The sequence below is a fragment of the Aquabacterium sp. CECT 9606 genome (assembly GCF_918741295.1).
Taxonomy (GTDB): domain Bacteria; phylum Pseudomonadota; class Gammaproteobacteria; order Burkholderiales; family Burkholderiaceae_C; genus Aquabacterium.
In genome coordinates, this window is sequence record NZ_CAKKNB010000001.1 from 449,463 (window position 1) to 475,808 (window position 26,346).

Below are 26,346 nucleotides of genomic sequence, written 5' to 3' on the forward strand. Positions count from 1 at the left end.
CGACATGGACCTTCAACTCAATGGCAAGCTGGCTTTGGTCAGCGGCAGCACAGCCGGCATCGGCTACGCGATTGCGCGGACCTTGGCCCAGGAGGGCGCCGCCGTCATCGTCAACGGTCGCACACAGGCGGCTGTTGACGAGGCGGTGGAGCGCATTCGCGCCGAAACGCAGGGCACCGTGCACGGCCATGCGGCCGACCTGAGCAAGGCTGAAGCCGCGGAGGAAACCGTGCGGCGCTTTCCAGGCATCAACATCCTCGTCAACAACCTGGGCATCTTCGAACCCAAGGCTTTCGAGGACATCCCCGACGAAGATTGGCAACGTTTTTTTGACGTCAATGTCCTCAGCGGCGTGCGCCTGGCGCGCCTGGTGCTGCCCGACATGAAGCGCGCGGACTGGGGGCGGATCATCTTCATCTCCAGCGAAAGCGCGGTGCAGATCCCGACCGAGATGATTCATTACGGCATGACTAAGACCGCGCAGCTCGCCGTGTCACGCGGCCTGGCGGAATCGGTCGCCGGCACAGGCATCACCGTCAACAGCGTATTGCCGGGCCCCACCAAGTCGCGTGGCGTGGGCGACTTTGTCAAAGACATGGCACGGGCCAGCGACAAGAGCTTCGAGCAGGTCGAGGCCGAGTTCTTCGAGCACGTGCGCCCCACCTCGCTGATCAAGCGCTTCGCGTCGCCGCAGGAAGTGGCCTCGCTCGTGGCCTATGTGGCCAGCCCGCTTGCCTCGGCGACCACCGGCGCGGCCCTTCGCGTGGATGGGGGGCTGATCAAGAGCGCGTTTTGACGAGGAGCCGCGATGGGCTTGCCTAGGCCTCAGGCTTCACAAACCCGCCCATCACCTTGGCCAGCAACTTGGCAAAGTGCAACGTCACGCGATCTTCGTAGGGTGCCCCCATGATCTGCACGTTCACTGGCAAGCCCGCCGCTGTCTGTCCCAAGGGGGCGCTGGTGGCGGGCAAGCCCATCAAAGTGGCCGGCGCGATCCACATGAACAGATCGGAGTAGTGACGGCGTGCGCCGTTCACCTTGATCTGCCGGGTGGCCATGAAGCCATGGTCGTGTGTGAAGGCCGGCGTGTAGGTGGGGGGCATCAGGAGCACGTCGTAGCGATTGAACACGGTGATGAAGGTTTCGCGCAGGCGGTTGCTTTCTTCCACCACGTTGAACCAGTCGCCCAGTCCCCCGGTCATGCCCTTGACGAACTCACCCACGCTGTGGGGCAGGCTCACCAGCTTGCCCAAGGCCCGCATGAAGGGCGCCGTGGCCGCACCCAGAGGCGCCACCATGCCCTTGGCGCGGCGTTCGTCCGGCCTCAGCCATGCACCCATCACGCTGCCCATTTGTTGGAAGTACAAAGGGTAGATGTCCTTGAGGCCCAGGCCCAGTGGGCTGCCCACGTCCACGTGCACGCCAGCGGCCTTCAGGGATTGGCCCAGCTGCCGGTACAGGTCAGCCATGCCCGCATCAATCGGGCAATCCGGGTCGTCCACCCACATCAGCACGCGGTATTGATCGATGCGCTCGTGGCGGGGCTGCGGCAGGTGGGCGGTCCAGCCGGAGGGCATCGTGGGCGTCGAGCCCACGAGCAGGTCGAACAGCAATTGCAAGTCTTCGGCCGTGCGGGCCATGGGGCCAGCCACCCCCAAGGGAGGCTCGCTCAGGCTGCCTGGATCGCCGGGGATGTGGCCGCGCATTGACAGGGTGCCGTGGGTGGACTTGTGGCCATACACGCCGCAGAAGTGCGCTGGGATGCGGATGGAGCCGCCGATGTCACTGCCGATCTCCAATGGCGTCATGCCAGTGGCCAAGGCCACGGCAGCGCCGCCCGATGAGCCGCCGCAGGTCTTGCGCACATCCCACGGGTTGTGGGTGGTGCCGAAGACCGGGTTGTAGGTCTGCACATCCAGCGACTTGTAGGGCACATTGGTTTTGCCGAAGGCGATGGCGCCGGCATCCAGCACGCGTTGGATGGTGGGCCCGGCTTGCTGCGGCCGGTGATCCCGGTATTCCGGTGCGCCGCCAACGCAGGGCATGCCGGGCACTTCCCAGGCGTCTTTCAAGGTCATGGGCAGGCCATGCAGCGGGCCCCAGTTTTCCCCCCGGCGCATGGCCTGGTCAGCCTGATCGGCAAGGGCGCGGGCGGCCTCGCGGTGGTGGGCGATCACCGCGTTCAGCTGGGGGTTGAGGGCATCAACACGGGCCATGCAGGCTTCCAGCAGTTCGCGCGAGCTGATCTCTTGGGCGCGCAGCTGCGCCAGGGCTTGGCTGGCGCTGAGATCGCACAGGGCAGGGGAGTTCAAGGGGGCGTCTCCGGCTAAAGGGTGCGGTGATTGTGGGGCGGCTGCGTCGTGGCCACGCATCCTTCCCGGGCAAGTCACCAATCATCTTTGGCCAAGGCCCGGCTATGCTTCCTGCATGGACCATCTCCCACCATCGTTGCCCCGCGTGCTTCCGCAAACCTACCTGGAGCTGGTGTCCGAGCTGGGCTTCTCGGTTCTCGATGTGCTGCGCAAAGCCGGGCTCACGTCGCGCGAGGTGAACGCGGCGGGTGGCATCAGCACGGCGCAGTACGAACGTTTGTTGCTGGCCGTGCGGGACACCGTGGGCGACATCGGGATCGGCATCGAGATGGGTTGGCGATTACCGCCCACGGCCTTTGGCGCGCTGGGCACGGCCATCCTGTCATCGGCCACCGTGCGTGATGCGCTGGCACTGGCCGAGAAGTACTGGCCCATCTACGGCATTGGCATCACCTTCGCGGTGCGCGTGGAGCCCGGCCTGCGCGTGCTGGAGTTCAACACCTTGCCTGTGCTGGTGCCGGCTGCGGTTCGGCCCATGGTGCTGGAGACGGTGGTCACCAGCCTGTACCGAAGCACCATGGCATTGATTGGCGTGACGGCCCTGCCCTGCGAAGTGTGGTTTGATTTTGCGCCTCCGCCTTATGCGCAGCAGGCCCGGCGCCGGCTGGGCGATGTGCGCTATGGCATGCCGGCCACGCAACTGCGCATCGATGCCTCACGGCTGGACCAGCCCTTGCCCATGGCCAACCCGGTGAGCTTGCGCCAGGCCATCGCGCAATGCGAGGAGGAGATGGCGCGGCAGTTGCAGGCCAGCGCGGGGATGGCCAACTTGGTGCAGCAACTGCTGGCCCTGGGCGATGGCGGTTACCCCAGCCTGGACAGCGTGGCGCAGGCGTTGGGCCTGTCCTCGCGCACCTTGCGGCGGCGCCTGAGTGATGAGAGGGTCAGCTATCTTGAACTGTTGAACCTGGCCCGCGCCAGGGATGCCAAGGCGCTGCTGATGCAGCCCCACCTGGAGGTGCAGCACATTGCCGAACGATTGGGTTATCGGCACGCAGCCAACTTTGCCCGGGCTTTCAAGGCATGGACGGGCGAGGTGCCCAGCAGCTACAGGTTGAGTCAGAGATGACCGAGAGATGACCGCGGCTGCAGATTCTCATATGCTTGCCAAACCCTATCCAAACCAGGAGAAGACCATGGCCAGCAAGAACACAGTTTGCCTCTGGTACGACGGCACCGCTCTGGACGCCGCGACCTTTTATGCCGAGACCTTTCCCGACACCGCCGTGACCGCCGTGCACCACGCGCCGGGTGACTATCCCGATGGCAAGAGGGGCAATGTCCTGACGGTTGAATTCACGGTGATGGGCATCCCCTGCGTGGGGCTGAACGGCGGGCCGCAGTTCAAGCACGATGAGGCTTTTTCGTTCCAGGTCACGACCGAGGACCAGGCCGAAACCGACCGGCTGTGGAACGCCATCGTGGGCAATGGCGGTCAGGAAAGCGCCTGTGGTTGGTGCAAGGACAAATGGGGCTTGTCATGGCAGATCACGCCCCGTGTGTTGTTGGACGCGGTCACCAACCCCGACCAGGCGGCCGCGCAGCGCGCGTTCAACGCCATGATGGAGATGGGCAAGATCGACATCGCCAAGATTGAAGCTGCCTTGCGCGGCTGAGCCTCAATTGGTCCAGTTGGCCACGGGCCAGGCGGTCAGCACCTCGTGGCCCTGGGGCGTGACGGCCACCATGTGCTCCCATTGGGCAGAGAGCGACCGGTCTTTTGTGACCACGGTCCACCCATCGGCCAATTGCCGGGTCTCGCGTCGGCCGGCGTTGAGCATCGGCTCGATCGTGAACACCATGCCTACCTCGAGCTTGAGCCCTTCGCCGCGCCGCCCATAGTGCAGCACTTGCGGCTCATCGTGGTACACCTGCCCGATGCCATGCCCGCAGTACTCGCGCACCACGCTGAAATGCTCGCGTTGGGCCACCGACTGGATGGCATGGCCCACATCACCCAAAGTGGCGCCCGGCTTGACCTGCGCCATGCCGGCCAGCAAGGCCTCGCGGGTGGTCTCGACCAGGCGCCGGGCCAGCGCACTGGGGGCGCCGACGAAGTACATGCGGCTGGTGTCGCCAAACCAGCCATCCTTGATGACGGCGACATCGATGTTGACGATGTCACCCTTCTTCAAGATCTTGCCGGGTGAGGGGATGCCATGGCACACCACCTCGTTGACCGAGGTGAGGATGGTCTTGGGGTAGCCCAGGTAACCCACATTGGCCGGGATGGTGCCCTGGACCTTCACGATGTGGTCATGGCAGATCTGGTCAAGCGCTTCCGTGCTCACGCCGGGCACCACATGGTGCGCGATCATGTCCAGCACCTCGGCGGCCAGCCGGCCGGCCTGGCGCGCCATGTCGATCTCTTGCGGGGACCTGATGGGAACGCCGCGGGCCATCACTGCTTCCGGGTGGAGGATGCGGTGGCGTGGCGCTTGTTGGCCGGTGCCGTGGCCGCCGCGGTGATGTCCAGGCCCCCGTTGAGTTCAGCCCGTATCAGCAACTGGCAGATGTCGCGGTGGTCCAGCTCGGGGTGCATCTCGGTCAGCATGCCGACCCGCATCCAGTGCTCGGCCTGGGCATTGATCGACCGGCTGAGGGCGTTGCCTGCCACGCGCAGGTTCTCGTGCATGAGGTCTGAAATCTTGACGATGCCCATGGATAGCCTTTGTATGAAACGTATATGAATCATACATGTTGTGGATGCCCACAGAAAACCCCAGGGCTATGGAAACGGCGTTCAATGGCGCCATGAACACACCGCAAAAAATCGCTTTGGTGACCGGTGCCACCCGCGGCATCGGTTTTGAAACCTGCCGCCAGCTTGCCCAGGCCGGGGTACTGGTGTTGCTGGCAGGGCGCAGCCTGGCCAGTGCCACAAAGGCGGCCGAGCAGCTCAAATCGCAAGGCCTGTCGGTGGAGCCGGTGACGCTGGACGTCACCAATGCTGCCCACATCGCCCAATTGGCCGCCGACATCCAAAGCCGCTTTGGACGCCTGGACATCCTGGTCAACAACGCTGGCGTGTTGCTGGACGATGTGGCGCTCAAGCCATCGCAGCAAACGCTGGCCTGCTGGCGGGAGACATTCGACACGAATGTGTTCGCGGTGGTCGAAGTCACGCAGGCGCTGTTGCCCTTGCTCCGCGCCGCGCCGGCTGCCCGCATCGTCAACGTGTCCAGCCAGCTGGGTTCTTTCGGTTTGCACACCGATCCCCAATCGCCCATCTACGGCTTCAAGATCCCGGCCTACGATGCCTCGAAAAGCGTCGTCAACTCATGGACCGTCCACCTGGCCCACGAGCTTGGCGGAACGCCCGTCAAAGTCAACGCGATCCACCCTGGCTATGTGCAGACCGACATGAACGGCGGGGCGGGCGAGTTGCCGGCCAGCGACGGCGCCAAGAGCAGTGTGCAGATGGCGCTGCTGAACGATGACGGGCCTAGCGGCACGTTCACGCACCTGGGAAAAACGCTGCCCTGGTGAGGCGTTCTTGGGCGCGCCATGTGCCAAGGCCTGAGTGATAATCCTGCCTGCGCTGGCTTGGCCGGCGCATCCGCGTGCGCATGATCAATGCATGCGCGCACTTCGAGTAGTTTGGGAGGATTTCGTGATTCGAATCAATCATCGGCCGCTGCGATGGGCGGCCTTGTCCGTGCTGGCCGCAGCCAGTACCCTGTTTGCAGGCTGCGCCAACTTCTACGTCGACAATGGCTTGAGGGCGGCAGACACCGCCCAAATCACCCAGCCTGCGTCACCCAAACCCGTGCAATTGTTTTTCAGCTTCCAGACCAAGGGAACTGCCAATGCGCAAGCCACGCAGCAGCTGAAAGGCCAGGTGACCGACCTGGTCAAGCAAAGCGGGCTTTTCAGTGAAATCAGGGAGACGGCCGCCCCCGATGCCGGTGTCCTGCAACTCACGATCAACAACGTTCCCTTGAGTGACGACGCGGTCAGCAAGGGCATCATGACCGGCCTGACGCTGGGCCTGGCAGGCAGCACGGTTGGCGACGGCTACGTTTGCGACCTGCAATACACACGCTCGGACAACAGCCCCAAGATCCAAGCCAAAGCGAATCACGCCATCTACACGTCGATTGGTGCCAGCAATGGGCCCGAAGCGGCTGCGACCAAGATGTCAGGCATCAACGAAGCCGTCACGACCATGGTTCGCCAAGGCATCAAGACGCTCCTCGTGAAGCTTTCCAATAACCCACAATTCCAAGCCACCCCATGAAATTCATCAAGATCACCTTCATCACCGCGGCCGCCTTGTCGGCAGTTGGTTGCGCCAACATCACTGTGCCTGCTCCGCAGCCCACCGTGGCCAATGTGAATACCGCCAAGCAACTGCCTGAGTCCGTCAAGGTGGGCAGCTTCAAGCTCGCGGCAGGCCTGAGCCCCAGCGTTGACCAGGGCATCTCTGTCCGTGGTTCCAACACCCTGAGCGCGCCCAGTGGTCAAAGCTTCTCTGGTTATCTGCGCGACGTGCTGATCACGGAACTGCGCGCCGGCAACAAGCTGGACGAGGCCTCGGCCATCAGCATCACCGGTGAACTCACGAAGAGCGACTTGGATGCGGGGATGTCCACCGGAACCGCCACCTTGGGTGCCCGTTTCGTGGTGACCAAAACCGGGGCTGTTTGTTTGGACAAGGAGCTGACGGCCACGGCTCAGTGGGAGTCGTCCTTCATGGCCGCAGTGGCCGTGCCGGCCGCCTTCAACCAATACACGGCGCTCTATCCCGAGCTGGCCGGCAAGCTGTTGCGGGACGCGGACTTCAAGCAGCGTTGCCAAACGAAGTGATGAGAAAGGGGCCCTCGGGCCCCTTTTTTCATCCCGCCAGGCTGAACCCTGTCAGATGATCGTGCCGATGTCGTTGCGCACGATCCGGTCAAGCGCCCGCTCCACCACGGCCGCGATCGTCATCGAGGGGTTGCAGGCGCAGGTGGCTCCCGGCATCAGGGCGCCGTCCAGCACATACAGTCCGCGCTGGCCCTTGACCCGCCCTTCCTGGTCGCAGACCACACCGATGCACGCGCCGCCCAGCGAGTGCCAGGTGGTGTTGATCAAATCATTGGTGTTGATCAACTTGGCGCCCGGGCCAGCGATGGCGGTGATCCGTTCCTTGATGCGCTTGTTGGTCGCGGCGTCACCGCCCGAAGGCCATTTCAATTCCACCTTGTCGGTCAGCCAGTTGTAGACGAACTTGCCACGCCCGTTGCTCATGCCGTAACCCACGAGCATGGTCGAGTGCGTTGTTTCCGAGGTGGCGCTTGACACCGCGTTGGCCGAAGGCAGCATCGCGAGCGGCATCGAACTGGACGTGCTGCTCTGGCTGGGCGGGGGCAAAGATGCCTGGATCACCGTGTTGGCGGGCTGGCTGGTGTCATTCCACTCCTTGCTGCCGTAAACGACCGGGCCACCCTGCACGGTGCCGAAGTCTTCGTTGTCGTTCGACCAGACGTAGATCTGATCGGCGTTGGTGCCGTAGCCTTGCCCAACGCCGTCTGGCAAGCCGGTGATGTCACCGCGGGCCTTGGCACGCACCAGCAGTTTCGAGGTGTTGATGGTGCCGGCGGACAGGATCAGGCTCTTGGCGGTAATGACCTTGCGCTCCAGCACTGTGCCCGACTCGTCGGTGCGGTCGGCATAAATGGTCCAGGCGCCATTGCGCGCGCGGGCAATGCTGGTGACGTTGTGCAATGCCGAGACGGTGACGTTGCCGGTGGCGATGGCCTGCTCGATGTAGGTCACGTCCACCGAATGCTTGCCGCCGTTGTTGACGCCAAGTGCGCCGTCCCCATTGCTGTACGAGGGCTTCATCTCACCGCGCAACTCGGCCAGCGCGTAGTTCCAGTCGATCGGCATCGGGATCTTCTGCAGGTCATAACCTGCGGCCTGGGTCTTGGCGGCGAACAGGCGTGCAGCCTGGTAGTTAGGGCTGTTGATCAGCGCATCGGGCGCGGTCTGCAGTTGCAGCATCTGGGCCACGCGTGGGTAGAAGACGGACGCCATCTCCGCGTAGTCGATCGATGGAAAGCAGGCCTTGAACAGGCTTTCCGAGGGTTGCAGCGTCATGCCCTGGTACATCAGCGAGCCGCCGCCAACGCCCGCCGGGGTGACCGCGATGATGCCCTGGCCCACGAAGGGCTCCAGCAAGCCTGCATAAGGATTCCAGCCGATGCGCTTGCCATTCACTTCCGGCCAGGCGGTGTAGAAAAGGTCGCGCTTGTCCAGCGTGGTGGCATGGGGAAAGGTTTCTGCATTGGGGCCCGTTTTCCACCAACGGCCACGCTCCAGCACCAGCACCTTGATGCCCGCCTGGGCCAGGCGCAGCGCCGAAACGCCACCGCCGAAACCGGAGCCGATCACCACCACGCGTTCTTGCGACGTCGTCACCGGGATGCTGGCATTGGCCGAGGCCGGCAGTGAAGCGCCAGCCACCGCGGCCGCCGCGCCGCCCAGGAATTTCCGCCGATTCAATCTGTTCATCTCAATCCTAAAGGTCCATGTGTTGGCCGATTCTTGGTCAAGGCGGCCGAGGGCTCAATAGCCGGCGCGGCCAAGTGTTGGCTTGATCGATCAGGGAAACCCTGTCCCCGGTCTGCAGGGTGCTTGGGGGTTTCCCTTGGCCGATACGATAATCAGGCCGACTTCACAAGAGGACGCGACATGAGCAACGTGATGCAAGAAGTGCTGGACCTGCTGGATCTGGAAACCATCGAGCAGGGCATTTACCGCGGCACCAGCCGCAACTTCTTTGGCAAGAATGTGTTTGGTGGCCAGGTGCTGGGGCAAGCCCTGATGGCCGCCGGGCGCACCGTGGAAGGCAGGCTGCCCCATTCCATGCACGGCTACTTTCTGCGCGCGGGCGATGTCACGGCGCCCATCGTCTACCAAGTGGAGAACATCCGCGATGGCAAGAGCTTTTGCACGCGCAACGTGAAGGGCATCCAGCACGGCGAGAACATCTTCCTCATGTCCGCATCGTTCGCGGTGCACGAGGATGGGCTGGAGCACCAGATGCCCATGCCCCAGGTCGAGGGGCCGGAGGGCATCCCCAGCGAGCACGAGTTGCGCAAGATGATCGCGCCCATGATCCCCGAGAAGATCCGCGCCGTGTTCGAGCGCGAGCGGCCCATCGAGATCCGCCCCATCGATCCGGTCAACCCTTTCGCGCCCGTCAAGAAAGAGCCGCAACGCCGCCACTGGATGAAGGCGCAGAGCAAGCTGCCCGACGACCCTTTGCTGCACATGTGCATCCTGGCCTTTGCTTCGGATTTCGTGTTGATGAGCACCGCCATGCTGCCCCACGGCGTGTCGTATGTTCAATCGAACATGCAGTCGGCCAGCCTGGATCACGCGATGTGGTTCCACCGTGATTTCCGGGTGGACGAGTGGCTGCTCTACGACATGGACGCGCCCAACGCGTCGGCCTCGCGGGGCATGAACTTCGGGCGCATCTTCACCCAGGCTGGCGCACTGGTCGCCACAGTGGCGCAAGAAGGATTGATGCGTTTGCGGGAAGTGCCCGAGAAGTACTGACTGCGTTGAGGCAACGCTTGACCCTGCTGCGGCCACTGTCAAAGGTTTGACATCTGGCCTCTCTATAAAAGCCCAATCCGCCACCCGGCGCTTGCTTTGATGGAGTCAGCAGGATGAATATTTTCTTCAAGCCAACACTGGTGGCCGCACTGGCCATGGCGGCAGGCATCGGCCCTGCTCAGGCGCAAACCACCTGGAGCACCTTGACCGGTGCAGCCCCCATCATCATCGCGCACCGGGGTGCCAGTGGCCTGCTGCCCGAGCACACCTTGGCCGCCTACACCAAGGCCATCGAGCAAGGCGCCGATTACATCGAGCCGGATGTGGTGCTGACCAAGGACGGCGTCATGATCGCCCGCCACGAGCCCATCCTGGATGGCACCACGGACGTGGCCAGCAAGTTTGGCGCGGACCGCCAATCCACCCGCGTGCTGGATGGCGTGTCGACCAAGGCCTACTTCGCCAGCGACTTCACCCTGGCCGAGATCAAAACGCTGCGCACCATCCAGCCCCGTGCTTCGCGCGATCAGAGCTTCAATGGCCTGTACGAGATTCCCACCCTGCAGGAAGTGGTGAACCTGGCCAAGGCCCAGTCCGTGCAGACGGGGCGTTCCATCGGCATCTACCCCGAAATCAAGCATTCCGCCTTCCATGCCTCCATCTTTGGTGCCAAGGTGATTGAAGACAAGCTGGTCAGCGCCCTGCATGCGGCCTATGGCAACAGTGCCGCGGCACCTGTGTTCATCCAGTCGTTCGAGGTCAGCAACCTGAAGTACCTCAATGGCCGCACCGACATCCGCCTGGTGCAGCTGATCGATGCCGATGACGTCAAGCCGGATGGCTCACTGAGCCTGGTGCCGCCTTACGCGCAGCCCTACGACTTCGTGCTGGACGGTGACCCCCGTACCTTCGCTGACCTGCTCACGAAGGCGGGGTTGGCCGAGATCGCCACCTACGCGGACGGCATTGGCCCTTGGAAGCCCTATTTGCTGAAGACGGTTGACGATGGCGTGGACCGCGATGGCGATGGCGTGATCACCGCAGCTGACCGGCGTGTCGATGGCAGCACCGGCGTGATCGAAGCGGCCCACGAGGCGGGCTTGCTGGTGCATGCCTACACCTTCCGGGATGACGCCGGCAAGTACGGTTTCACGGACCCTGCCCAGGAGATCGCTGCCTACCTGAAGCTGGGCGTTGACGGCGTGTTCACCGATTACACGGCGACGGGCGTGGCTGCGCGTTCGGCCGTGCCAGAGCCCGGGACCACCTTGTTGTGCCTGGCGGGCTTGGCGGTGGTGGGCTGTGGCTACCGCAAGCGCAAGTGTGGCGAGGTCGATCGGACCATGCTCGATCCATCAACACGTCATGCCGGCTTGTTCTGATGCGGGTCAAGCCTTTCAACCAGGAGCCTGTCATGTCATTCCTCAAATCAGCCTTGCTGGCTGCGCTGGCCACCTTGACCATGGCCGCGCATGCCACCTCGATGCCCTTGGCCGCCGATGGCCAATGGCAGGCATTCGGTGTCGACAGCTTCTCAGCCCTGTCTGGTGGCAACGAATGGATCGACAACGCTGACACCAACACACCGGGCTACGGCACGGCGCTGGACTTCACCTTCACCATCGACGCGGGCTTCGTTGGGCAGTTGACGGTGATCGATGCCGCGCTGGCGGGCGATGTCTTCCATGTGTTCAACCATGGCAGCCTGCTGGGTGCCACCAGCAGCGTGCCGATTCAGCTTTACGGCAGCGCGCCCGACCTCGGCGATGACCATGATGCCGCCTTGCTGAACAGCGCTTTCAGCCGGGGCGTGTTCACCCTGGGGGCAGGCCATTACAGCATCAGCGGTGCGCTGGCGCAGTCCCTGATGATCGACGATGGCGAAGGTGGCTTGAGCCCGATCAATGCCACCTCGGGCGCCCTCAAGCTGAGCGTGAGCGCCGTTCCCGAGCCCTCGACCCTGGTGCTCGCCGTGCTGGGCCTGGCCTGGCTGGTCTTGTCGCGCCGCGGCTTCTTGCGCTGATCCGTTCGCGCTGATCCACATCCAATCGGGAGTTCACATGTTCGTTCGCACCTTGTGCGCCAGCCTGGCGCTGGCATTCTCGGCCTGTGGCATCGCCCAGACCACCGCCCCCAAGTCGCCCTTCGCCGTCAAGATCATTGGCTTCAATGATTACCATGGCAACCTGGAAACGCCTGGCACCTTTGGCGCCAACACCTTGGTGCCCGCGGCCAGCCGTCCGGCCGTTGGTGGGGCCGAGTTCCTGGCGGCCTACGTGGCGCGCATGAAAGCCGCCAACCCCTTGAACGTCGTCGTGGGCGCGGGTGACTACATTGGCGCCACGCCTCTGATCTCGGCCTTGTTCTTTGACGAGCCTGCCGTGGAAACGCTCAACAAGATCGGCGTGGAGTTCAACGCGGTGGGTAACCACGAGTTCGACAAGGGCAAGGATGAACTCAAGCGGCTGCAAAACGGGGGCTGCAAGTTCAATGGCACGGTGCAAGAGGCCAACAGCTGCAAGGGCTTCGGTTCGGCCGCCCCCGGCAGCTTCGATGGCGCCAAGTTCAAGTGGCTGTCGGCCAACGTGGTGGACACCACTACGGGCAAGCCCCTGCTGCCTGCCTATGGTGTGAAGACGTTCAACGGCGTGAAAGTCGCCTTCATCGGCATGACGCTCAAGGGCACGCCCGGCATCGTCACGCCCACCGGCGTGGCCGGCTTGAGCTTTCAGGACGAGGCCGACACCGTCAACGCCCTGGTCCCTCGCTTGCGCGCCCAGGGCATCGAAGCCATCGTGGTGCTGTTGCACCAGGGCGGCTTCCAGAACCAGATCACCGGTGTGCCCAACCAAGCCATCACCAGCGACATCAACGGTTGCACCGGCGATCTGAAGAACAGCGATGGCAGCGACTCCGATCTGCGCGCCATCGTCAAGCGCCTGGACAACGCGGTGGACCTGGTGATCAGCGGCCACACGCACGCGGCCTACAACTGCTCCGCCAACACGGTGGATGTGCGCGGCACTTCGCTGAGCAATGCCGTCACCACCGCCCGCACGGCCGGCTTGCCGAACAAGGTGGGCCGCCTGGTGCCCGTGACCAGCTCCAGCGCCTTTGGCCGGGTCTTGACCGAAGTGGACGTGACCCTCAACCCGGCCACGCGCGACATCGTTGCCGTGAGCCCCCGCAATGTGCTGGTGGACCGCACCGATGCCGCGATTGTCAATGCCATCGCGGCCAAGCCTGAGGTCAAGGACGTGGTGAATGCCTACAAGGCCGCCGCGTCACCCCTGGCCAATGCCGTCATCGCGACCATCACCGCCCCCATGACCAACGGCGCGAATGCTGCCGGTGAGATGGAAGCCGGTGACCTGATCGCCGATGCCCAACTCGCCGCAACGCAGCCCGCCAGCCTGGGCGGCGCGGTGATGGCCTTCATGAACGCGGGTGGCGTTCGCAACCCTGGCTTCATCAATGTGGCCGGGACCTATCCCTACAACCTCACCTACGGCGATGCCTTCACCGCCCAACCTTTTGGCAACAGCCTGGTGACGTTGACGCTGACGGCGCAGCAGATCAAGGATGTGCTGGAACAGCAGTTCAGCGGTTGCAACGGGCAGACGGCCACTCGCATCATGCAGGTCTCCAACGGCCTGAAGTACACCTGGAACTCGGCCGGCACCTGCGGCACCCGCATCACCGAGGTCACGCTCACGCCCACCGATGTGACCGTGGCCCCGCCCGTGGTCACCGGGCCCACCGAGGTCTTGGTGCAGGGCGGTGTGGTGCACAGCCCCACCAAGACTTACCGCGTGACCGTGAACAACTTCATGGCCACCGGGGGTGATGGCTACAGCGTGTTCCAGGGCGGCACGGCGCAGTTGGGCGGCGCCCAGGACATTGATGCCTTGACGGCTTACCTGACCGCCTTCAAGAGCCCGGGCCCGGCTTACAACCCCTTGAGCGCCGTGCTGGCCAAGCCCCGGATCACCCGGCAGTGACCACGCCCCGGTGCTGTCCCCTGGCGTGGGGGTTGGCCTTGAGTGTGGCGGCCTGTGCGGCGTTGGCAGGTCCTGCGGCCCATGATCACCATGAGGCGGGCAGCACCCCCCAGTCGCTGGCCGAACGGCAGCAACTGCTGGCCGAGGCCGAGCGCGGCCTCCAAGCGGGTGACGTGGAGGCCGCGCGGCAGGGTTTTGAGCAAGCCGCGCTGCAGGTTCACGACGCGCACATCGAGTTGGGCCTCTTGCGCACGCACCTGCAAGCCGGAGAATACCGGCCCGCGCTGGCCTTCGCGGCGCACACAGCGGGCGTGCATGCGGACGAGGTGGAGGGCCGGGTGTTTTACGCTTGGCTGCTGAACCTGGGGGGCCAGGTCGCCGTGGCCGAGCAGACGCTCCAGCAGGCCGAGGCCAGCGCGCTTGACCACCCCATGGTGAAGGCCGTGCGGCAGCGTTTTCGGACCGGTGCGCTGGTGGCGGACGGCGCCTTGCTGTCGCTACCCGCCCGCCTGGCCCCTTTCACCACGGGTGTGGCCGTGAGCCCCGGTGCGCGCGCCGCTGGCACCGCCTTGCTGCTGGCGGATGGGCGGCATGCGTTGGCACCGCGCGCTGCGTTGCCGCCAGTGGGGTCGATCTGGGTGCGCAATGGTTTGGGCCGCACGGTGGCGGCGGTGGTGGACCAGCAGGATGAGTCCTTGGGGCTGGTGTTGCTGAGTTTGTCGCAAGCATTGCCAGTGGCAGGCGGTGAGCAGGTACCGCCGCGAGACGCCTTCCCGGGTTCGCCCGCCTTTGCTCTCGACTACCCCACCAATCCAAGCGGTTTGCCTGCCTGGCCCGTGATGCGGGCGGGTTTTCTGGGGACGCCGGTGTCTGGCGCGGTGGAGGGTCTGCGGCGCCTTGGGGTCGAGCTGCCCGGCGCGGGTCCGCGCGGCGGGCCGGTGTATGACCAGGGCGGGCGTTTGGTGGGACTGGCCATGGGCCAAGGCGCCGACCAGATGCTCCCGGTGAGCACCTTGCGCCAACGATTCGGTGAGCGCTTTGGCGCTCAGACGGTGGAGCCTCGGCCGTCTCCACGCGCGGCCGATGAGTTGTACGAGCGTGCGATGAAGAGCAGCTTGCAGTTGCTGGTGAGCGAGACGCGGGCATGCCATTTGCCGGTCGGACTGACCTCAACCGGCGGGAGCAACCCATGTCCAACCAAACCCTTGAACGCATCGATGTGAACAGTGACCAGGCATTGACAACCTGGGCAGAAAAATTGAATGTCACGTCGCAACAAATCCGCGACGCCGTGGCCGCTGTGGGTGACCACCCCGAAGATGTCGAGTTGTATTTGAAAGGCAGCCGCGCTTCCACCAACAGCGATCAGGTGAAGCTTCCGCTCGGGGCCTCGTCTTAGCCGCCTTGTTCTTCACAAGGTCAATTCAAAACCATCGACCAGGATGCCCGGCGTGGTGATCGATCCCAACTGCCGCTGGCCATAGGTGCTGGTGTCCTGGTGCAGTTCGGCCCGCTCGGTCAGCGCGATCAGCCTTGGGCCGAGCAGGTCCAGCAGGTCGTCGTCAAAGCGCATCACCTGCAGCGGGGCCACGAGCTCACCCTGCTCCACCCAGAAGCAGGCGAAACGGGTCATGCCGGTGACACGGCAGTGTGGGCGGTCGCTGTAGTTCAGGTAATGCAGGTTGCTGATGTACAGGCCGGTGCCCAGGGCCTTGAGCACTTCGGCTTCGGGCAGGGTGCCGGCGGCCAGGCTCAGGGCCTGCGGGTTCTCGCTGGCCAGCGCGCCGTTGGTGGGCAGGCCAAACTCGCGGGCCGAGCGAGGTGAACACAGGCTGTGGGCATGGTGGCCGTTCACGATCAGTGGCACGGCCGCGGGCCCGGTGAAGCCCTCGGGCGTGAAGGCGGGCGCGATGCTGCGGCCGGTGTCTTCTGCCAGCTGCACGCTGACCTGCAAGGCGGCCTCGCCACGCAGCAGGCGCATGAGCGGTGAGGTGCCCACGGCTTGTTCCTTTTGGCTGAAGCCGCCCCAGGCCAAGGTGCCCAGCAGGTCCGACACGGCCGAGGGGGCGAAGTAGGCGCGGTAGCGGCCCGGTGGCAAAGTCTTGGCCGGCAGGCCCAGCAGCGGCACTTGCGCCGCGCCTTGCGCAAGTTGGCTTGCCCAGGCATCACGAGACCAGTGCTGGCCCGCGTGCACCGCTTTGACGGCCTTGTCGGTGGAATGGTAGAGGCACCAGTCGAAGCTGAAGGTGTCCACGCGGTGCCAATTGCGTTGCCCACGGCTGTCGGCATAAGCGCGCACCAACGGGCCGCTGGCCAGAAGGCCCACCAGGTCCAGGCCCTGCGCGCTCGTGGTCACGGCCTCGATCACCTCACTGGCGCTGGGCAGCGTGCCGGGTTCATCACGGCAGGTGTCGACCACCTTGTCGGGCCGCAGCAGGTGAGGGTCTTGCGGCAGAGAGGGCAGGTCTTGCTGCAACTCGGTCTGGGTGGCCAGCAAGCGGGCCGTGTCACCTTTCACGTCACCCGTCAGGCTCACGGTGCTCTCGGCGCAGCGCGCGTTGTGGCTCAGGGTCAAGGTGGCATAGGCTTGGCTGACCTGGGTGGCTTGCCGCACCTTGGCATGGTTGAAGCGGAGGAAGGTGCTGTCCTCGGCGGCCACGTGCAGGGTGCTTTCAAGGCCTGCGGGCGTGGCGGCGAGCACGGCATCGGCCAGCGCGTTGATGTAGTGGCGATCGGTCAGGTTCATGGGAATGTTCTCATCAGGCGCCGCCGAAAACCGCGACGTTGGTGAACTTGCACACGGGGGCAGCGTGGCCCACGCGGATGATCTGGGAGGGCTCGCCCTTGCCGCAGAACGGCGTGCCCATGACCTGGAAGGTGCTGGCATCGCCCACCATGGCCAGCGAGCGCCAGAACGTGGCCGACACGCCGCGGTAGTTGGGGTTGCGCACCACTTCGGCCAGTTGACCATGGCGGATCATTTGGCCGTACTCGCAGCCGAACTGGAACTTGTTGCGCGAGTCGTCGATGCTCCAGGAGCAGTTGGTGTGCATCAGCACGCCCTGGTCTACCGAGGCGATGATCTGGGCCAGGCTGGCGTCACCGGGCTCGACGTTGAGGTTGCTCATGCGGTCAATGGGCGCGCGGTTCCACGAGGAAGCGCGGGTGGTGGCCAGGCCGCCCAGCTCAAAACCCAGCGCTCGTGCCCGCGATTGCGAGATGGTGCCGCCCAGGGGTTGCTTGAGGATGCCGCGCTCGATGATGCGCTGGCGTTGCGCGCCGGTGCCATCATCGTCAAAGGCGAAGCCAGCGAACTCGTGCGCCTGGTGCGGGTCGTGCGACACATTGAGCAAGTCGCTGCCATAGCGGTAGTGACCGAACATGTCGAGCGTGACGAAGCTGGTGCCCGCGAAGTTGCGCTCGTCACCCAGGATGCGGTCCAGCTCCAGCGGGTGGCCGATGGACTCGTGGATCTGCAACATCATCTGATCGGGCATGAGGACCAGGTCCATGGGGCCGCTGGGGCAGGTGGGGGCCAGTGTCAGTTCGATGGCCTGTTGCGCCACGCGCGGGCCGTCGGTGCGAAAGCCCGACCGGTCGATCACTTCCAGGCCGCCTTGCTGGCAAAAGCCGTTGTATTGCCCCGCCGAGGACCGCGTTTGCGTCACGCCCTGGAACTGCGCCGTGGCCTGGATGGATGGGGTCAGCATCTGCCAATGCTGTTCGGCGTGGGCGCCATCGCTGGTGAGGTGCAACTGGTCCACCTGCACCGTCCACAAGCTGGCTTGCCAGTCGACGATGCGCTCGTCCACGCGGGTGGCGGCGCTGGCGGCGCGCAGCAGGTCGATCTTGTCGGCCAGGCTCATCTGCCCGCTGTCTTGCGCCACCACGCTGTCGTAGCGGCCTTGCGGCCGGGGCATGCGCAACTGGCTCGGGTCGAACACCGTGTGGCCCGTGGTGGCCTGGGCCAGGTCGCGCGCGCGGGCAAAGGCCGCTTTCAGTCCGGCCACCGAGGTGTCGCTGGTGCCCGCGTAGCCGAGCCCACGGCCTGCGATCACGGTCACCATGGCGCCTTCGTCGCGCGCCACGGCGGGCGACTGGGCGATGTCCTGCCTGACCAGCAGGCGCTGGCTGCGTTCGCTCACGCCCCGCACGGCCCAGTGGTCGATACCCGCTGGCGCGGCCTGGTGGGCGTGGGTTGAGAGTTGGTCCAGCATAGGTCAGTTCCTCATGTGATGGGCAGCAAGAGCGTCATCAGCGCGTGCAGGGCCAGCCCCACCAGGCCGCCGACCACGGTGCCATTGATGCGGATGAACTGCAGGTCGTGGCCCACGCTCAGCTCGACCTGCTCGACCAGCTGGCGCTCGTCCCAGCCCTTGACGGTGGTGGCGATGTGGGCGGTCAGGGTGGTGCGCAAGGTGCCGGCCAGTTTATCGGCGGCCGAGAGCACGTGGGTGTTGATGGCTTCGCGCAAATCGCGGTCCTCGGCCAATTTCTGGCCGATGCGCAGCAGGCCTCGTTCAAGGTGGCGTGCGATGGCCGAGGTCTCTTGGGACAGGTCCCGCTTGAGCGCCGCGTGGATCTCGGCCCACAGGCCGTTGACGTAGTCTTGCACCGCTGGGTGGTCGATGATTTTCATCTTGATGTCGTTGACGCGGTCGACCAGCGCCGGGTCGCTTCGCAGGCGTTCGATGAAGCCTTGCAGCCAGTCTTCGTACTGAAGGCGAACCGGGTGTCGGGCATCGGACATCACTTCGCGCATCTCGCTGATGATGGCCACGGCGAGCCGGTCGGCCAGGTTGTCACCCAGGTCATCGACCGACTTGATGATGTTGACGGCCTTGATGATCTTGGGCCATTCGCTGCGGGCATGCTTGACCATCAGCCCCGAGAGCTTTTGCCGCGTTTCCGGGTTGTCCAGGTAGTTGCCCAGGTTCAGCAGGGCGGCGTCCAGCAGTTCGTGGTGGCGGCCATCCTTGGTGAGCAGGCCCAGCACATCCCCGCCCAAAGAGGCCGCATTCCAGCTGCGCACCTTGGCCACCACAAACTGGTGGATCGCGTGTCGCACCGCACTTTCGTCCAGCAGGTCGAGTGCCTCCAGCGCGATGGCGCGGGCCGATCCGCTGAGCTGGCGGGCATTGTCTGGCTGGCTGATCCACTGTCCCAGGCGAGCGGCGGGGTCGAGCACCGACAGCTTGGAGAGCAGCGTTGCCGGGTCCAGGAAATGGTCGCGCACGAACGCGGCCAGGCTGTCGGCGATGCGGCCCTTGCTGGTAGGAATGATGGCCGTGTGGGGGATGGGCAAGCCCAGGGGCCGCCTGAACAGGGCGACCACCGCGAACCAGTCGGCCAGGGCACCCACGGCTGCGGCCTCGCAGAAGGCCTTGCTCCAGGCCCACGGACCCTGCCCGCCCATCCATTGGCTGAGCGCCAGGCCGGCGATGGCCAGCAACAGCAAACCCAGCGCCAGGGCCTGCATGCGCCGGAGCGGCCCGGCGCGTGGGTCTTCGGCGGCGTCCGAGCGGGTGGACGCCATCAGCGGCTCCACCGGGCGGTGCGCCCGTATTCGCGGTAGCCCAAGCGCCGGTAGATGGCTTCGCCCATGTGCGAGGCCTGCAAGGTCACGGCACGCGCGCCGCGATCAAAGGCCAGGTTGGTGGCCATGGCCGTGCAAGCGGCGGCCAGGCCGGCGCCGCGTCCTTGGGGCAGCGTGCCCACCCAGTACAGCCCACCCATCTCGCCCGTGTGCAGGGCCATGGCGGCGGCGGTGGGCGTGCCATCCTGACCACGCGCGATCACGATGGACACCTGTGGATCCATCAGTCCGTCTCGTTTGACGAAGTAAGACGGCGTGAGAAAGCTGGGCAGCCCCAGCGATTCATAGGCTTGCGCACTGACATGGATGAAGGCGGTGATGTCGTCTTCTGATCGGGCCAGCGTCAGGCGCCAGGACGCATCAATGGTGGGCATGGACACCGGCTGGTCGACCAGCATGGCGGGCAGGTCGGTCTGGCGGATGAAGCCTCGCTCGGACAAGACCTGTTCCAGGTCCGCATCGCGGCGGCCAAAGGTGTGCACGGCATAGGGGTTGCTGGAGCCACCAAAGAAAGCGTCGGCGCGGTCCATCGCTTCGCCGGCGGGCAAGGCTTTGTCCGTGCGCATCATGCAGTTCTGAAAAGGCGCGGGGATGGGCACCGTGCCCTGGTGGCACAGCAAGCCGCCTTGTTCGACGAGTCGGGCTGCGGGTTGCCAGCGATGGTGGATGCGGGCAACTTCGGCGAGGTTCATGTCGGCCAGGTTTTCCAGGGCAGCAGCAAGCTTGGGCATGGGGAACTCTCCTTGATTTCTGTTTGATCAGTTGATGGGGTTGGTGTCCAGCCAGGTTCCGGGCAGCAACCCCTCCAGTGTGTAAGGGCCGATGGCCGCGCGAATCAAGCGCAGCGTGGGGAAGCCCACGGCGGCCGTCATGCGCCGCACCTGGCGGTTGCGGCCCTCTCGGATCACCAGTTCCAACCAGGTTGTGGGGATGGCCTGCCGCACGCGGATGGGCGGGTCTCGCTCCCAGATGGCCAGCGGCTCTTCGAGCAGGCGGGCCCGTGCGGGCAAGGTGATGCCGTCGTTCAAGGTCACGCCTCGCCGAAGGGCCGCCAGGGCCGCCTCGTCGGGCACGCCTTCAACCTGCACCCAGTAGGTCTTCTCCATCTTGAAGCGAGGGTCGGCGATGCGCGACTGCAACTGACCGTCATTGGTGAGCAAGAGCAGTCCTTCGCTGTCGGCGTCCAGCCGCCCAGCCACGTACACGCCGGGCACATCGATGAAGTCTTTCAGGCCGCGCCAGCGCCCCTCGTCGGTGAACTGGCTGAGGACGCCATAGGGCTTGTTGAAACGGATCAGGCGCGAAGCGGCAGCGGGATTCATGACGACATCCTAGCGGTCATCCCCTTTTCTGATAGCGTGCCGGCATGACCGACCTTGCTTTGCCCGCGCCTGATCACTGGACCGTGTACTTCGATGGTAGCGCGGTGCCCAATCCCGGCCGCATGGGCCTGGGCGTGGTGATGACAGACCCTGGTGGCCAGCATCACACCCTTTCGCAAGCGACCCACGCCATTGGTTGCAACAACGAGGCGGAACTGCGGGCCTTGATGGCGGCGCTGGAGGCGTTGAAGCTGCGCGGGGTGAACAAGCTCTGCGCCTACAGCGACAACAGTGTGCTGGTGGTGCAACTCACCGATGCCCGCAGCAAGCCCATCACGCGGCTGGCTGCACTGTTTGACGAGGCCCGTGCGCTGTTGTCGTCGTTCGAGCAAGCCCAACTGCTGTGGGTACCCCGGCACCGCAATTTGGAAGCTGATGCCTTGGCCCGCGCGGCCATGGGGTTGCCAACCAAGCCGCTTGCCAAGCCTTCAAAGCGCAAGCGCCGTTAGAAGCGGGCATCTCATCAAGGGTGCCCGGTCCGTGGCAAACGAAGTTCGAAACAGGTGGCTGTGTCGTCGGACGTGACCGCAATGGCGCCACCGTGCGCAACGGCAATCTGCCGCACCACATACAGGCCCAGCCCGAGGTTGGCACCGGCCACCTGAGACAGCTCATTGCCGCCGTCGCTCGAAGCACGCACCAGTGGGTTAAAAATATTGGCCAGCAAATCAGGGGAAATGGGCCTGCCAGAGTTTTTAACGGTGAGCACCACTTCATCGGGATGCTCACCATTCAGGGCGATCTGGATCGGCGCTCCTGGACGCCCATACTTGAGCGCGTTGAAGACCAGGTTTGACAAGGCCTGGTGCAGGCGGCGCGCGTCCCATGCGCCCTGCATGTTGCCCCGTGTCTCCAGCTCCAGCGCACTGGCTTTGTTGATCGCGTTGATTTCGTCCAAGGTGTCCTGGATAAACTGATCAAGGCGGAGCGGCGCACGCTCGATGGGAAGCTCGCCGCCCAGGCGGTGCCGTGCGTACTCCCCAAGGTCATCCAACAAGGCCTTCATCTGCGCGACGCTGCGCAGAATCATCGCTGCTGAGCGTGCATCGTCCGGATGGGTGCGTTGCACCACTTTCGCGCAGTTTCCTATGGTGCTGAGAGGCCCGCGCAGATCGTGCCCGAGCACGCCCAAAAAGAGGTCCCGCGTTTTGGTCACTTCTGCCACGAAAGCCGTCAAGGACTCGGCCACAGCTTGATCCACCGCCTCATTGAAACGGATCACATCGGCCAGGTCATCGATTTGCACATCGTTGGACGCTGCGCCCCAAAGACGCAGGACGGTCGCGCGGAGCGCCCGGTACTCGGAGACCAGTTCCTCAACATCGAAACCCTGGCGCTCACGCTGGCGAGCATGGCTGCGTGAGGGAACACTGCTGGAAGTGGACGCGTTGGGACTGTTGCCCTCGGATTTCGCTTGGCGTTCATCTTCACCTTCCGGCCGACGCATGTCCGTGACAATTTTTTGAAGGATCAGTTTTCCATGATCCAGCAGGGCAGTTTCATCCATGTCAGCCGCTGCAGGCACCTGATTGCGGGCAAAGGCCACCCAGTCCACCAGGATCAGATCCAAGTTGCTGGTGATGAATTCTGATAGGCGCATGGGACATTCTGACGCCAAAAGTGGGTCGGCGCTTTTCCCCATGGCCGCTTAGCGGGCTTGCCTTCCGCAAAAACCCGCGGTCAGCTATTTTTCCTGGCAGACCGTCGAGCTGCCAGTGGCCTCGGGCGCTTCGTGCGGCAATGGCACCCCTTACCGCACGCATGGCTGGAACATCGTGTTCGTGCCTTACTGCACGGGCGATGTCCACACCGGCAATGCCACGGCCGTGTATTCCGATGCTGACCCAAGCAAGCCCCTGGCCTATGTGCACCGTGGCTCGATCAACAGCGAGGGCGTGGCCGCTTCAACCCCATTCTGGCCTCGCTGGGTTATTGACGCGTCAGGTCACTTCGCGTTGACGATGCCCTTGAAGTCGTAGGGCACCACAATGGTCTGAACCTTGCCGGAGGCCACGCCTTCGGCGATTTTCAGGTTGGCCATCGCGTTCATGTAGCCGATCGCGCCAGCGTTGGCGTTCAGGGCCGCAATGCGCTCGGCTTCTTTCTTGGCCGTCTGCACTTCCACTTCCTTGGTCTTGAGCTCGTTCTGCGCGCGGACCAATTCATTGGCGCTGTTGACGATGACATCGGCCGGCAGGATGGCGCGCACCTGCACTTGCGAGACCGTGATCTTGTCGGCCAGCTTCTCTTCGGCCAATGTCTTGATGATGTTCTCGCGGATCTGCTGCTCGATCAGCGGCCGGTTGTCCGACATCTTCAGCGACTCGTAGCCGCGCGCCACCTTGTAGGCCGCGTTGCGGGCGGTCAGTGCGACATAGTTCTGCATCAGCAGGATGTCGTCGCCATGTTCCGACAGGCCGTGGAAGGTGCGGTTCTTGGTGGTCCACAGCTCGGAAACCGCCGAGGGGTTGACGTTGTAGACCACGGTCATGTCGAAGTCCTTGACGGTGGAGTTGTCGGACGCCAGCGGCGTCAGATTGTCCACGCCCACGGCCACGTCCTGGATCTTGAAGGTGAGGATGCTGCCGATCAAGGTCTGGTTGAACGAGCCCGGCAGGCGTTCGACCGGGTCGGTGGTCTTGTCGAAGTTGATGCGCAAGCCGACCTCGCCGGTTTCGATGCGGGTGCAGCCGCTCAACAAGGCGATGGCTGAGACGATGGCGAGCGTGCCGAAGCGATGATTCATGGGGCCTCCCTGGGCTGGGTCTACTCGAATGAGGGGTGCGGATGAGCAATGGATTCGCCGCGCATCATGCCAGCGAACCGTACACTCGCCCCATGGAAATTGGGACATCATGAGCACGCAGACCCCCACCGTCCGAGGCGACGCCTACCTCATCGTCGATGACCACGCCCTGATCCGCGAGGGCATCGTGCGGGTGTTCAATGACACGCGCCCCAAAGCCCGCCTGTTCGAGGCCTGCAATCTGCAGCAGGCGATCCAGGCCTTGCAAGGCGAGCATGGGCCTTCCATCGACACAGTGCTGCTGGATCTGCACCTGCCCGACAGCCGTGGCCTGGAGACGCTGCAAAGGGTCAAAGCCGTGGCGCCCAATGTGGTGGTGGGCGTGGTCTCCGGCACTGATGACGACAACCTGGCCATGCAATGCCTGCAGCACGGCGCCGCCGCTTTCGTGCCCAAACACGGTGACCTCGACCAGTTCGTGCAGGGCATCTCGGCCATGGCCAGTGGAGGCATCTATTTCCCGCGTGAGTTGCTTTGGCAGGTCACGGGCCGCTTGTCGGTGGTTGACCAGCCGGCCGTGGCCACGGCCACCTCGGTGCGCTTGACGCCGCGCCAAAGCGAAGTGCTGCGCCTGTTGCTCAAGGGCTTTTCCAACCAGGTCATTTCCCACGAACTGGGCATCAGCTCGGAGACGGTCAAGCTGCATGTCAGCGCCTTGTTGCGGGCCCACAAGGTCAGAAGCCGGGTGCATTTGATCCTGGCCTGCGCGAACCCAAGTCCTCATGCCGCTTAAGCCTTTGCGCCAGGACGGCAGGCTGCTGTGCCTGTCGCTGCGGGGCTTGCCCGAGCAAGAGGCCGCGATCTGGATCGACATCGTGGGCAACGGCTGGCGCAACCACCCCAAGGCCCTGCCCATGCAGATCGTGGGCCTGCTGCTGATGGGCCTGTTGATCAGCAAGTCGAACCTGCTCACAGCGCAGTGGCTCTTGCCATGGGCTTGCATGATCCTGGTGTGCGCGGCGGTGACTCTGCTGGCCTTTCGTTTCAGGCGGGTTCAACTGCATGCCGACAACTATCAACGCTGGCGCAGCTTGCTGCTGGGCTGGCGCGCAGTGCATGGGGTGTCCGGCGGCGTGCTGTGCGCACTGCTGTACGGCGGCTTGACGCCCGAGTGGCAACTGCCCTTGCTGATCACCGTGGTGGTGTTCACGTATGGTCTGACGTTCTATGCGATTGAAGACTTCGGCTTGGCCATGGTGGGCACCGCGCCTGTCGTGCTTTGTTTGCTGGTGGCCTTGATGTGGCACGGCAGCGCGGCCGATCACTACATCGCGGTCCTGCTGGTGGCCGCTTGCATCAACGGCTGGTTGGCGGGCCGTGCCATTTCGCGCCGTTTGTTCGAGGCCGCGCGAACGCGCCAGCGCAACGCCGTGTTGGTCGAGGATTTGGCCAGAGAAGTGGACGAGGTGACACGCGCCAAGGCCCAGGCCGACCAGGCCAACCGCGAAAAGAGCGAGTTCTTTGCCGCCGCCAGCCACGACCTGCGCCAACCTTTGTACAGCCTGCAATTGCTGAGCGATCATCTGCGCAAGCAGCTCACCTCGATCTACCAGATCGAGGTGGCCGACAAGCTCGGTGGTGCGTTGACTTCCATGCGGAACTTGTTCGAGCGCATGTTCGACGTGGCCCGCATCGAAGCGCAGAAAGTTGCCTGCCAGCCGCAGCACGTGTCGGTGCGCGACCTGTTCAACTCGCTGGACCAGGAGTTCGCCCTGGCCTGCAGCGAAAAGGGCTTGCGCTGGTCAGTGCGCCCCACCGACGACTGGCTCTGGACCGACGCTGTGCTGGCCCAACGCATGTTGCGCAATCTGCTGGAGAACGCGGTGCGCTACACCCAGCATGGCGAGGTGCGCTTGCGGGCCCGCCGCCGCGGGGGCCTGGTCCATTGCCAGGTGTGGGACACAGGCATGGGCATCTCGCGGGCCGATCAGTCCAAGGTGTTCAACGATTACTTCCAGGTGCAGAACACCGCGCGGCGTGCCCAGGATGGCCTGGGCCTGGGTCTGGGCGTGGTGCGCAGGCTCGTGACCTTGACAGGCACCCGCGTCGCGCTGCACTCCAGGCTGGGCCAAGGCTCCTGCTTTGACATCGCGTTCGAGCCAGGGCAAACCCAGCCATCCTTGCCCCTGGGCGCCGCCTTGCCCCGCGATGTCGCCATGACGTTGGGTGCGCATGACTGCGTGCTCGTCATCGAAGACCAGGCCACTGTGCTGGATGCCGTGGTGACGGTGCTCCAGCACAGCGGCTACCGCACCCTCGGTGGCGAGAGCGCGATGGCGCTGGTGCGACAAGCCGCCGAGCAGGAGCTTTGGCCCTGTGCCGTCATCTGCGACTACCGCCTGAGCCATTCGTACAACGGTTTCGATGCCATCGCCGAGTTGCGCCATGAACTGGGCGACGAGTTGCCCGCCATCCTGGTGACCGGCGACCTCGATCCGCAGATCCAGGCCCGAGCCGCCGAACAGGGCATCCGCGCGCTGCACAAGCCACTGGACCAGGCGCAATTGCTGCAGGCGCTGCACCTGGCCACTACCCGCTCGGGTTAGTGCGCCTAACCCGAGCGGGCAGCCTTGAACGCGGGGTGGTTGATTTGGGGGCGGCCCAGAACAATGCCGTCACCAACCCCATTCAACCAAGG

General features: G+C 64.4%; 27 protein-coding genes. 16 read left to right on the forward strand and 11 right to left on the reverse strand.

The window, feature by feature from the left end; genetic code table 11:
• Nucleotides 1-4 precede the first annotated feature (4 nt).
• A complete protein-coding gene (locus LQ232_RS02065; RefSeq protein WP_230178373.1) occupies nt 5-796 on the forward strand; it encodes an SDR family NAD(P)-dependent oxidoreductase in 792 nt (263 codons plus the stop codon).
• A gap of 22 nt (nt 797-818) precedes the next feature.
• On the opposite strand, the gene LQ232_RS02070 is transcribed toward LQ232_RS02065, so the two are convergent.
• Nucleotides 819-2,312 carry an amidase family protein gene (locus tag LQ232_RS02070; protein ID WP_230178375.1) on the reverse strand — a complete coding sequence of 498 codons (1,494 nt, stop codon included), beginning with the start codon at nt 2,310-2,312 and terminating at the stop codon, nt 819-821.
• Between the two features lie 115 nt (nt 2,313-2,427).
• Between LQ232_RS02070 and LQ232_RS02075 the strand changes: the two genes are divergently transcribed.
• Both LQ232_RS02075 and LQ232_RS02080 read left to right on the forward strand, forming a co-directional pair.
• On the forward strand, nt 2,428-3,441 hold the full coding sequence (locus LQ232_RS02075) for an AraC family transcriptional regulator (protein WP_230178377.1): 1,014 nt from the start codon (nt 2,428-2,430) through the stop codon (nt 3,439-3,441).
• 67 nt (nt 3,442-3,508) lie between these two features.
• Nucleotides 3,509-3,988, forward strand: a complete 480-nt coding sequence (locus LQ232_RS02080; RefSeq protein ID WP_230178379.1) for a VOC family protein — start codon at nt 3,509-3,511, stop codon at nt 3,986-3,988.
• Nucleotides 3,989-3,991: 3 nt separating this feature from the next.
• Here LQ232_RS02080 and map read toward each other — a convergent pair whose 3' ends face one another.
• Nucleotides 3,992-4,774, reverse strand: a complete 783-nt coding sequence (gene map / locus LQ232_RS02085; RefSeq protein WP_230178381.1) for a type I methionyl aminopeptidase — start codon at nt 4,772-4,774, stop codon at nt 3,992-3,994.
• On the reverse strand, nt 4,774-5,034 hold the full coding sequence (locus LQ232_RS02090; RefSeq protein WP_230178384.1) for a ParD-like family protein: 261 nt from the start codon (nt 5,032-5,034) through the stop codon (nt 4,774-4,776). Before LQ232_RS02090 ends, map begins: the two co-directional genes overlap by 1 nt.
• Nucleotides 5,035-5,126: 92 nt before the next feature.
• On the opposite strand from LQ232_RS02090, the gene LQ232_RS02095 reads away from it, so the two are divergent.
• From LQ232_RS02095 to LQ232_RS02105, 3 genes are all read left to right on the forward strand, one after another.
• Entirely contained in the window at nt 5,127-5,861 is a 735-nt protein-coding gene (locus tag LQ232_RS02095; RefSeq protein WP_230178385.1) for an SDR family oxidoreductase, read from the forward strand.
• A gap of 124 nt (nt 5,862-5,985) precedes the next feature.
• The gene (locus tag LQ232_RS02100; RefSeq protein WP_230178387.1) at nt 5,986-6,612 is read left to right on the forward strand and encodes a hypothetical protein; all 627 of its coding nucleotides are present in this window, start codon (nt 5,986-5,988) and stop codon (nt 6,610-6,612) included.
• Nucleotides 6,609-7,181, forward strand: coding sequence for a hypothetical protein (locus LQ232_RS02105; RefSeq protein WP_230178389.1), 573 nt, complete (start codon nt 6,609-6,611; stop codon nt 7,179-7,181). Before LQ232_RS02100 ends, LQ232_RS02105 begins: the two co-directional genes overlap by 4 nt.
• A 51-nt stretch (nt 7,182-7,232) precedes the next feature.
• Here the strand turns inward: LQ232_RS02105 and LQ232_RS02110 are convergent, their stop codons facing one another.
• Nucleotides 7,233-8,870 (reverse strand): GMC oxidoreductase, encoded by a 1,638-nt coding sequence (locus tag LQ232_RS02110; protein WP_230178391.1) that lies wholly within the window; start codon nt 8,868-8,870, stop codon nt 7,233-7,235.
• A 180-nt stretch (nt 8,871-9,050) separates the two neighbouring features.
• On the opposite strand from LQ232_RS02110, the gene tesB reads away from it, so the two are divergent.
• The 6 genes from tesB (at nt 9,051) to LQ232_RS02140 (ending at nt 15,323) form a co-directional block, all read left to right on the forward strand.
• A complete protein-coding gene (gene tesB / locus LQ232_RS02115; protein WP_230178393.1) occupies nt 9,051-9,923 on the forward strand; it encodes an acyl-CoA thioesterase II in 873 nt (290 codons plus the stop codon).
• Nucleotides 9,924-10,036: 113 nt separating this feature from the next.
• Nucleotides 10,037-11,305 (forward strand): glycerophosphodiester phosphodiesterase, encoded by a 1,269-nt coding sequence (locus tag LQ232_RS02120; protein WP_230178395.1) that lies wholly within the window; start codon nt 10,037-10,039, stop codon nt 11,303-11,305.
• A 32-nt stretch (nt 11,306-11,337) separates the two neighbouring features.
• Nucleotides 11,338-11,946, forward strand: a complete 609-nt coding sequence (locus LQ232_RS02125) for a PEP-CTERM sorting domain-containing protein (RefSeq protein ID WP_230178397.1) — start codon at nt 11,338-11,340, stop codon at nt 11,944-11,946.
• Nucleotides 11,947-11,983: 37 nt separating this feature from the next.
• The gene (locus LQ232_RS02130) at nt 11,984-13,924 is read left to right on the forward strand and encodes a bifunctional UDP-sugar hydrolase/5'-nucleotidase (protein WP_230178399.1); all 1,941 of its coding nucleotides are present in this window, start codon (nt 11,984-11,986) and stop codon (nt 13,922-13,924) included.
• Nucleotides 13,925-13,956: 32 nt separating this feature from the next.
• Nucleotides 13,957-15,147 carry a M48 family metallopeptidase gene (locus tag LQ232_RS02135; protein ID WP_230178401.1) on the forward strand — a complete coding sequence of 397 codons (1,191 nt, stop codon included), beginning with the start codon at nt 13,957-13,959 and terminating at the stop codon, nt 15,145-15,147.
• Nucleotides 15,114-15,323, forward strand: a complete 210-nt coding sequence (locus LQ232_RS02140; protein WP_230178403.1) for a DUF3606 domain-containing protein — start codon at nt 15,114-15,116, stop codon at nt 15,321-15,323. Before LQ232_RS02135 ends, LQ232_RS02140 begins: the two co-directional genes overlap by 34 nt.
• 12 nt (nt 15,324-15,335) lie before the next feature.
• Here the strand turns inward: LQ232_RS02140 and LQ232_RS02145 are convergent, their stop codons facing one another.
• From LQ232_RS02145 to LQ232_RS02165, 5 genes are read right to left on the reverse strand one after another with little or no spacing between them, the layout of a single operon-like run.
• Nucleotides 15,336-16,670, reverse strand: coding sequence for a metallopeptidase TldD-related protein (locus tag LQ232_RS02145; RefSeq protein ID WP_230178405.1), 1,335 nt, complete (start codon nt 16,668-16,670; stop codon nt 15,336-15,338).
• Between the two features lie 13 nt (nt 16,671-16,683).
• Nucleotides 16,684-18,141, reverse strand: coding sequence for a TldD/PmbA family protein (locus LQ232_RS02150; RefSeq protein WP_230178407.1), 1,458 nt, complete (start codon nt 18,139-18,141; stop codon nt 16,684-16,686).
• 11 nt (nt 18,142-18,152) lie between these two features.
• Nucleotides 18,153-19,460 (reverse strand): DUF445 domain-containing protein, encoded by a 1,308-nt coding sequence (locus LQ232_RS02155; RefSeq protein WP_230178410.1) that lies wholly within the window; start codon nt 19,458-19,460, stop codon nt 18,153-18,155.
• A complete protein-coding gene (locus tag LQ232_RS02160; RefSeq protein WP_230178413.1) occupies nt 19,460-20,251 on the reverse strand; it encodes a GNAT family N-acetyltransferase in 792 nt (263 codons plus the stop codon). The genes LQ232_RS02155 and LQ232_RS02160 overlap by 1 nt, the downstream gene beginning before the upstream one ends.
• 27 nt (nt 20,252-20,278) lie before the next feature.
• Entirely contained in the window at nt 20,279-20,842 is a 564-nt protein-coding gene (locus tag LQ232_RS02165; protein WP_230178415.1) for a pseudouridine synthase, read from the reverse strand.
• A gap of 44 nt (nt 20,843-20,886) precedes the next feature.
• Between LQ232_RS02165 and LQ232_RS02170 the strand changes: the two genes are divergently transcribed.
• The gene (locus LQ232_RS02170) at nt 20,887-21,351 is read left to right on the forward strand and encodes a ribonuclease HI family protein (RefSeq protein ID WP_230178428.1); all 465 of its coding nucleotides are present in this window, start codon (nt 20,887-20,889) and stop codon (nt 21,349-21,351) included.
• A 14-nt stretch (nt 21,352-21,365) separates the two neighbouring features.
• Here the strand turns inward: LQ232_RS02170 and LQ232_RS02175 are convergent, their stop codons facing one another.
• Complete coding sequence (locus LQ232_RS02175) at nt 21,366-22,502, reverse strand: sensor histidine kinase (RefSeq protein ID WP_230178431.1); 1,137 nt, start codon at nt 22,500-22,502, stop codon at nt 21,366-21,368.
• 115 nt (nt 22,503-22,617) lie between these two features.
• On the opposite strand from LQ232_RS02175, the gene LQ232_RS23565 reads away from it, so the two are divergent.
• Nucleotides 22,618-22,881 (forward strand): hypothetical protein, encoded by a 264-nt coding sequence (locus LQ232_RS23565; protein ID WP_305878357.1) that lies wholly within the window; start codon nt 22,618-22,620, stop codon nt 22,879-22,881.
• Here the strand turns inward: LQ232_RS23565 and LQ232_RS02185 are convergent.
• Nucleotides 22,848-23,648 (reverse strand): SPFH domain-containing protein, encoded by an 801-nt coding sequence (locus LQ232_RS02185; RefSeq protein ID WP_230178432.1) that lies wholly within the window; start codon nt 23,646-23,648, stop codon nt 22,848-22,850. The two genes, LQ232_RS23565 and LQ232_RS02185, sit on opposite strands and share 34 nt — an antisense overlap.
• Before the next feature lie 109 nt (nt 23,649-23,757).
• Between LQ232_RS02185 and LQ232_RS02190 the strand changes: the two genes are divergently transcribed.
• A complete protein-coding gene (locus LQ232_RS02190) occupies nt 23,758-24,441 on the forward strand; it encodes a response regulator transcription factor (protein WP_230178434.1) in 684 nt (227 codons plus the stop codon).
• On the forward strand, nt 24,431-26,254 hold the full coding sequence (locus LQ232_RS02195) for a hybrid sensor histidine kinase/response regulator (RefSeq protein WP_230178437.1): 1,824 nt from the start codon (nt 24,431-24,433) through the stop codon (nt 26,252-26,254). Before LQ232_RS02190 ends, LQ232_RS02195 begins: the two co-directional genes overlap by 11 nt.
• Nucleotides 26,255-26,346: the final 92 nt, after the last annotated feature.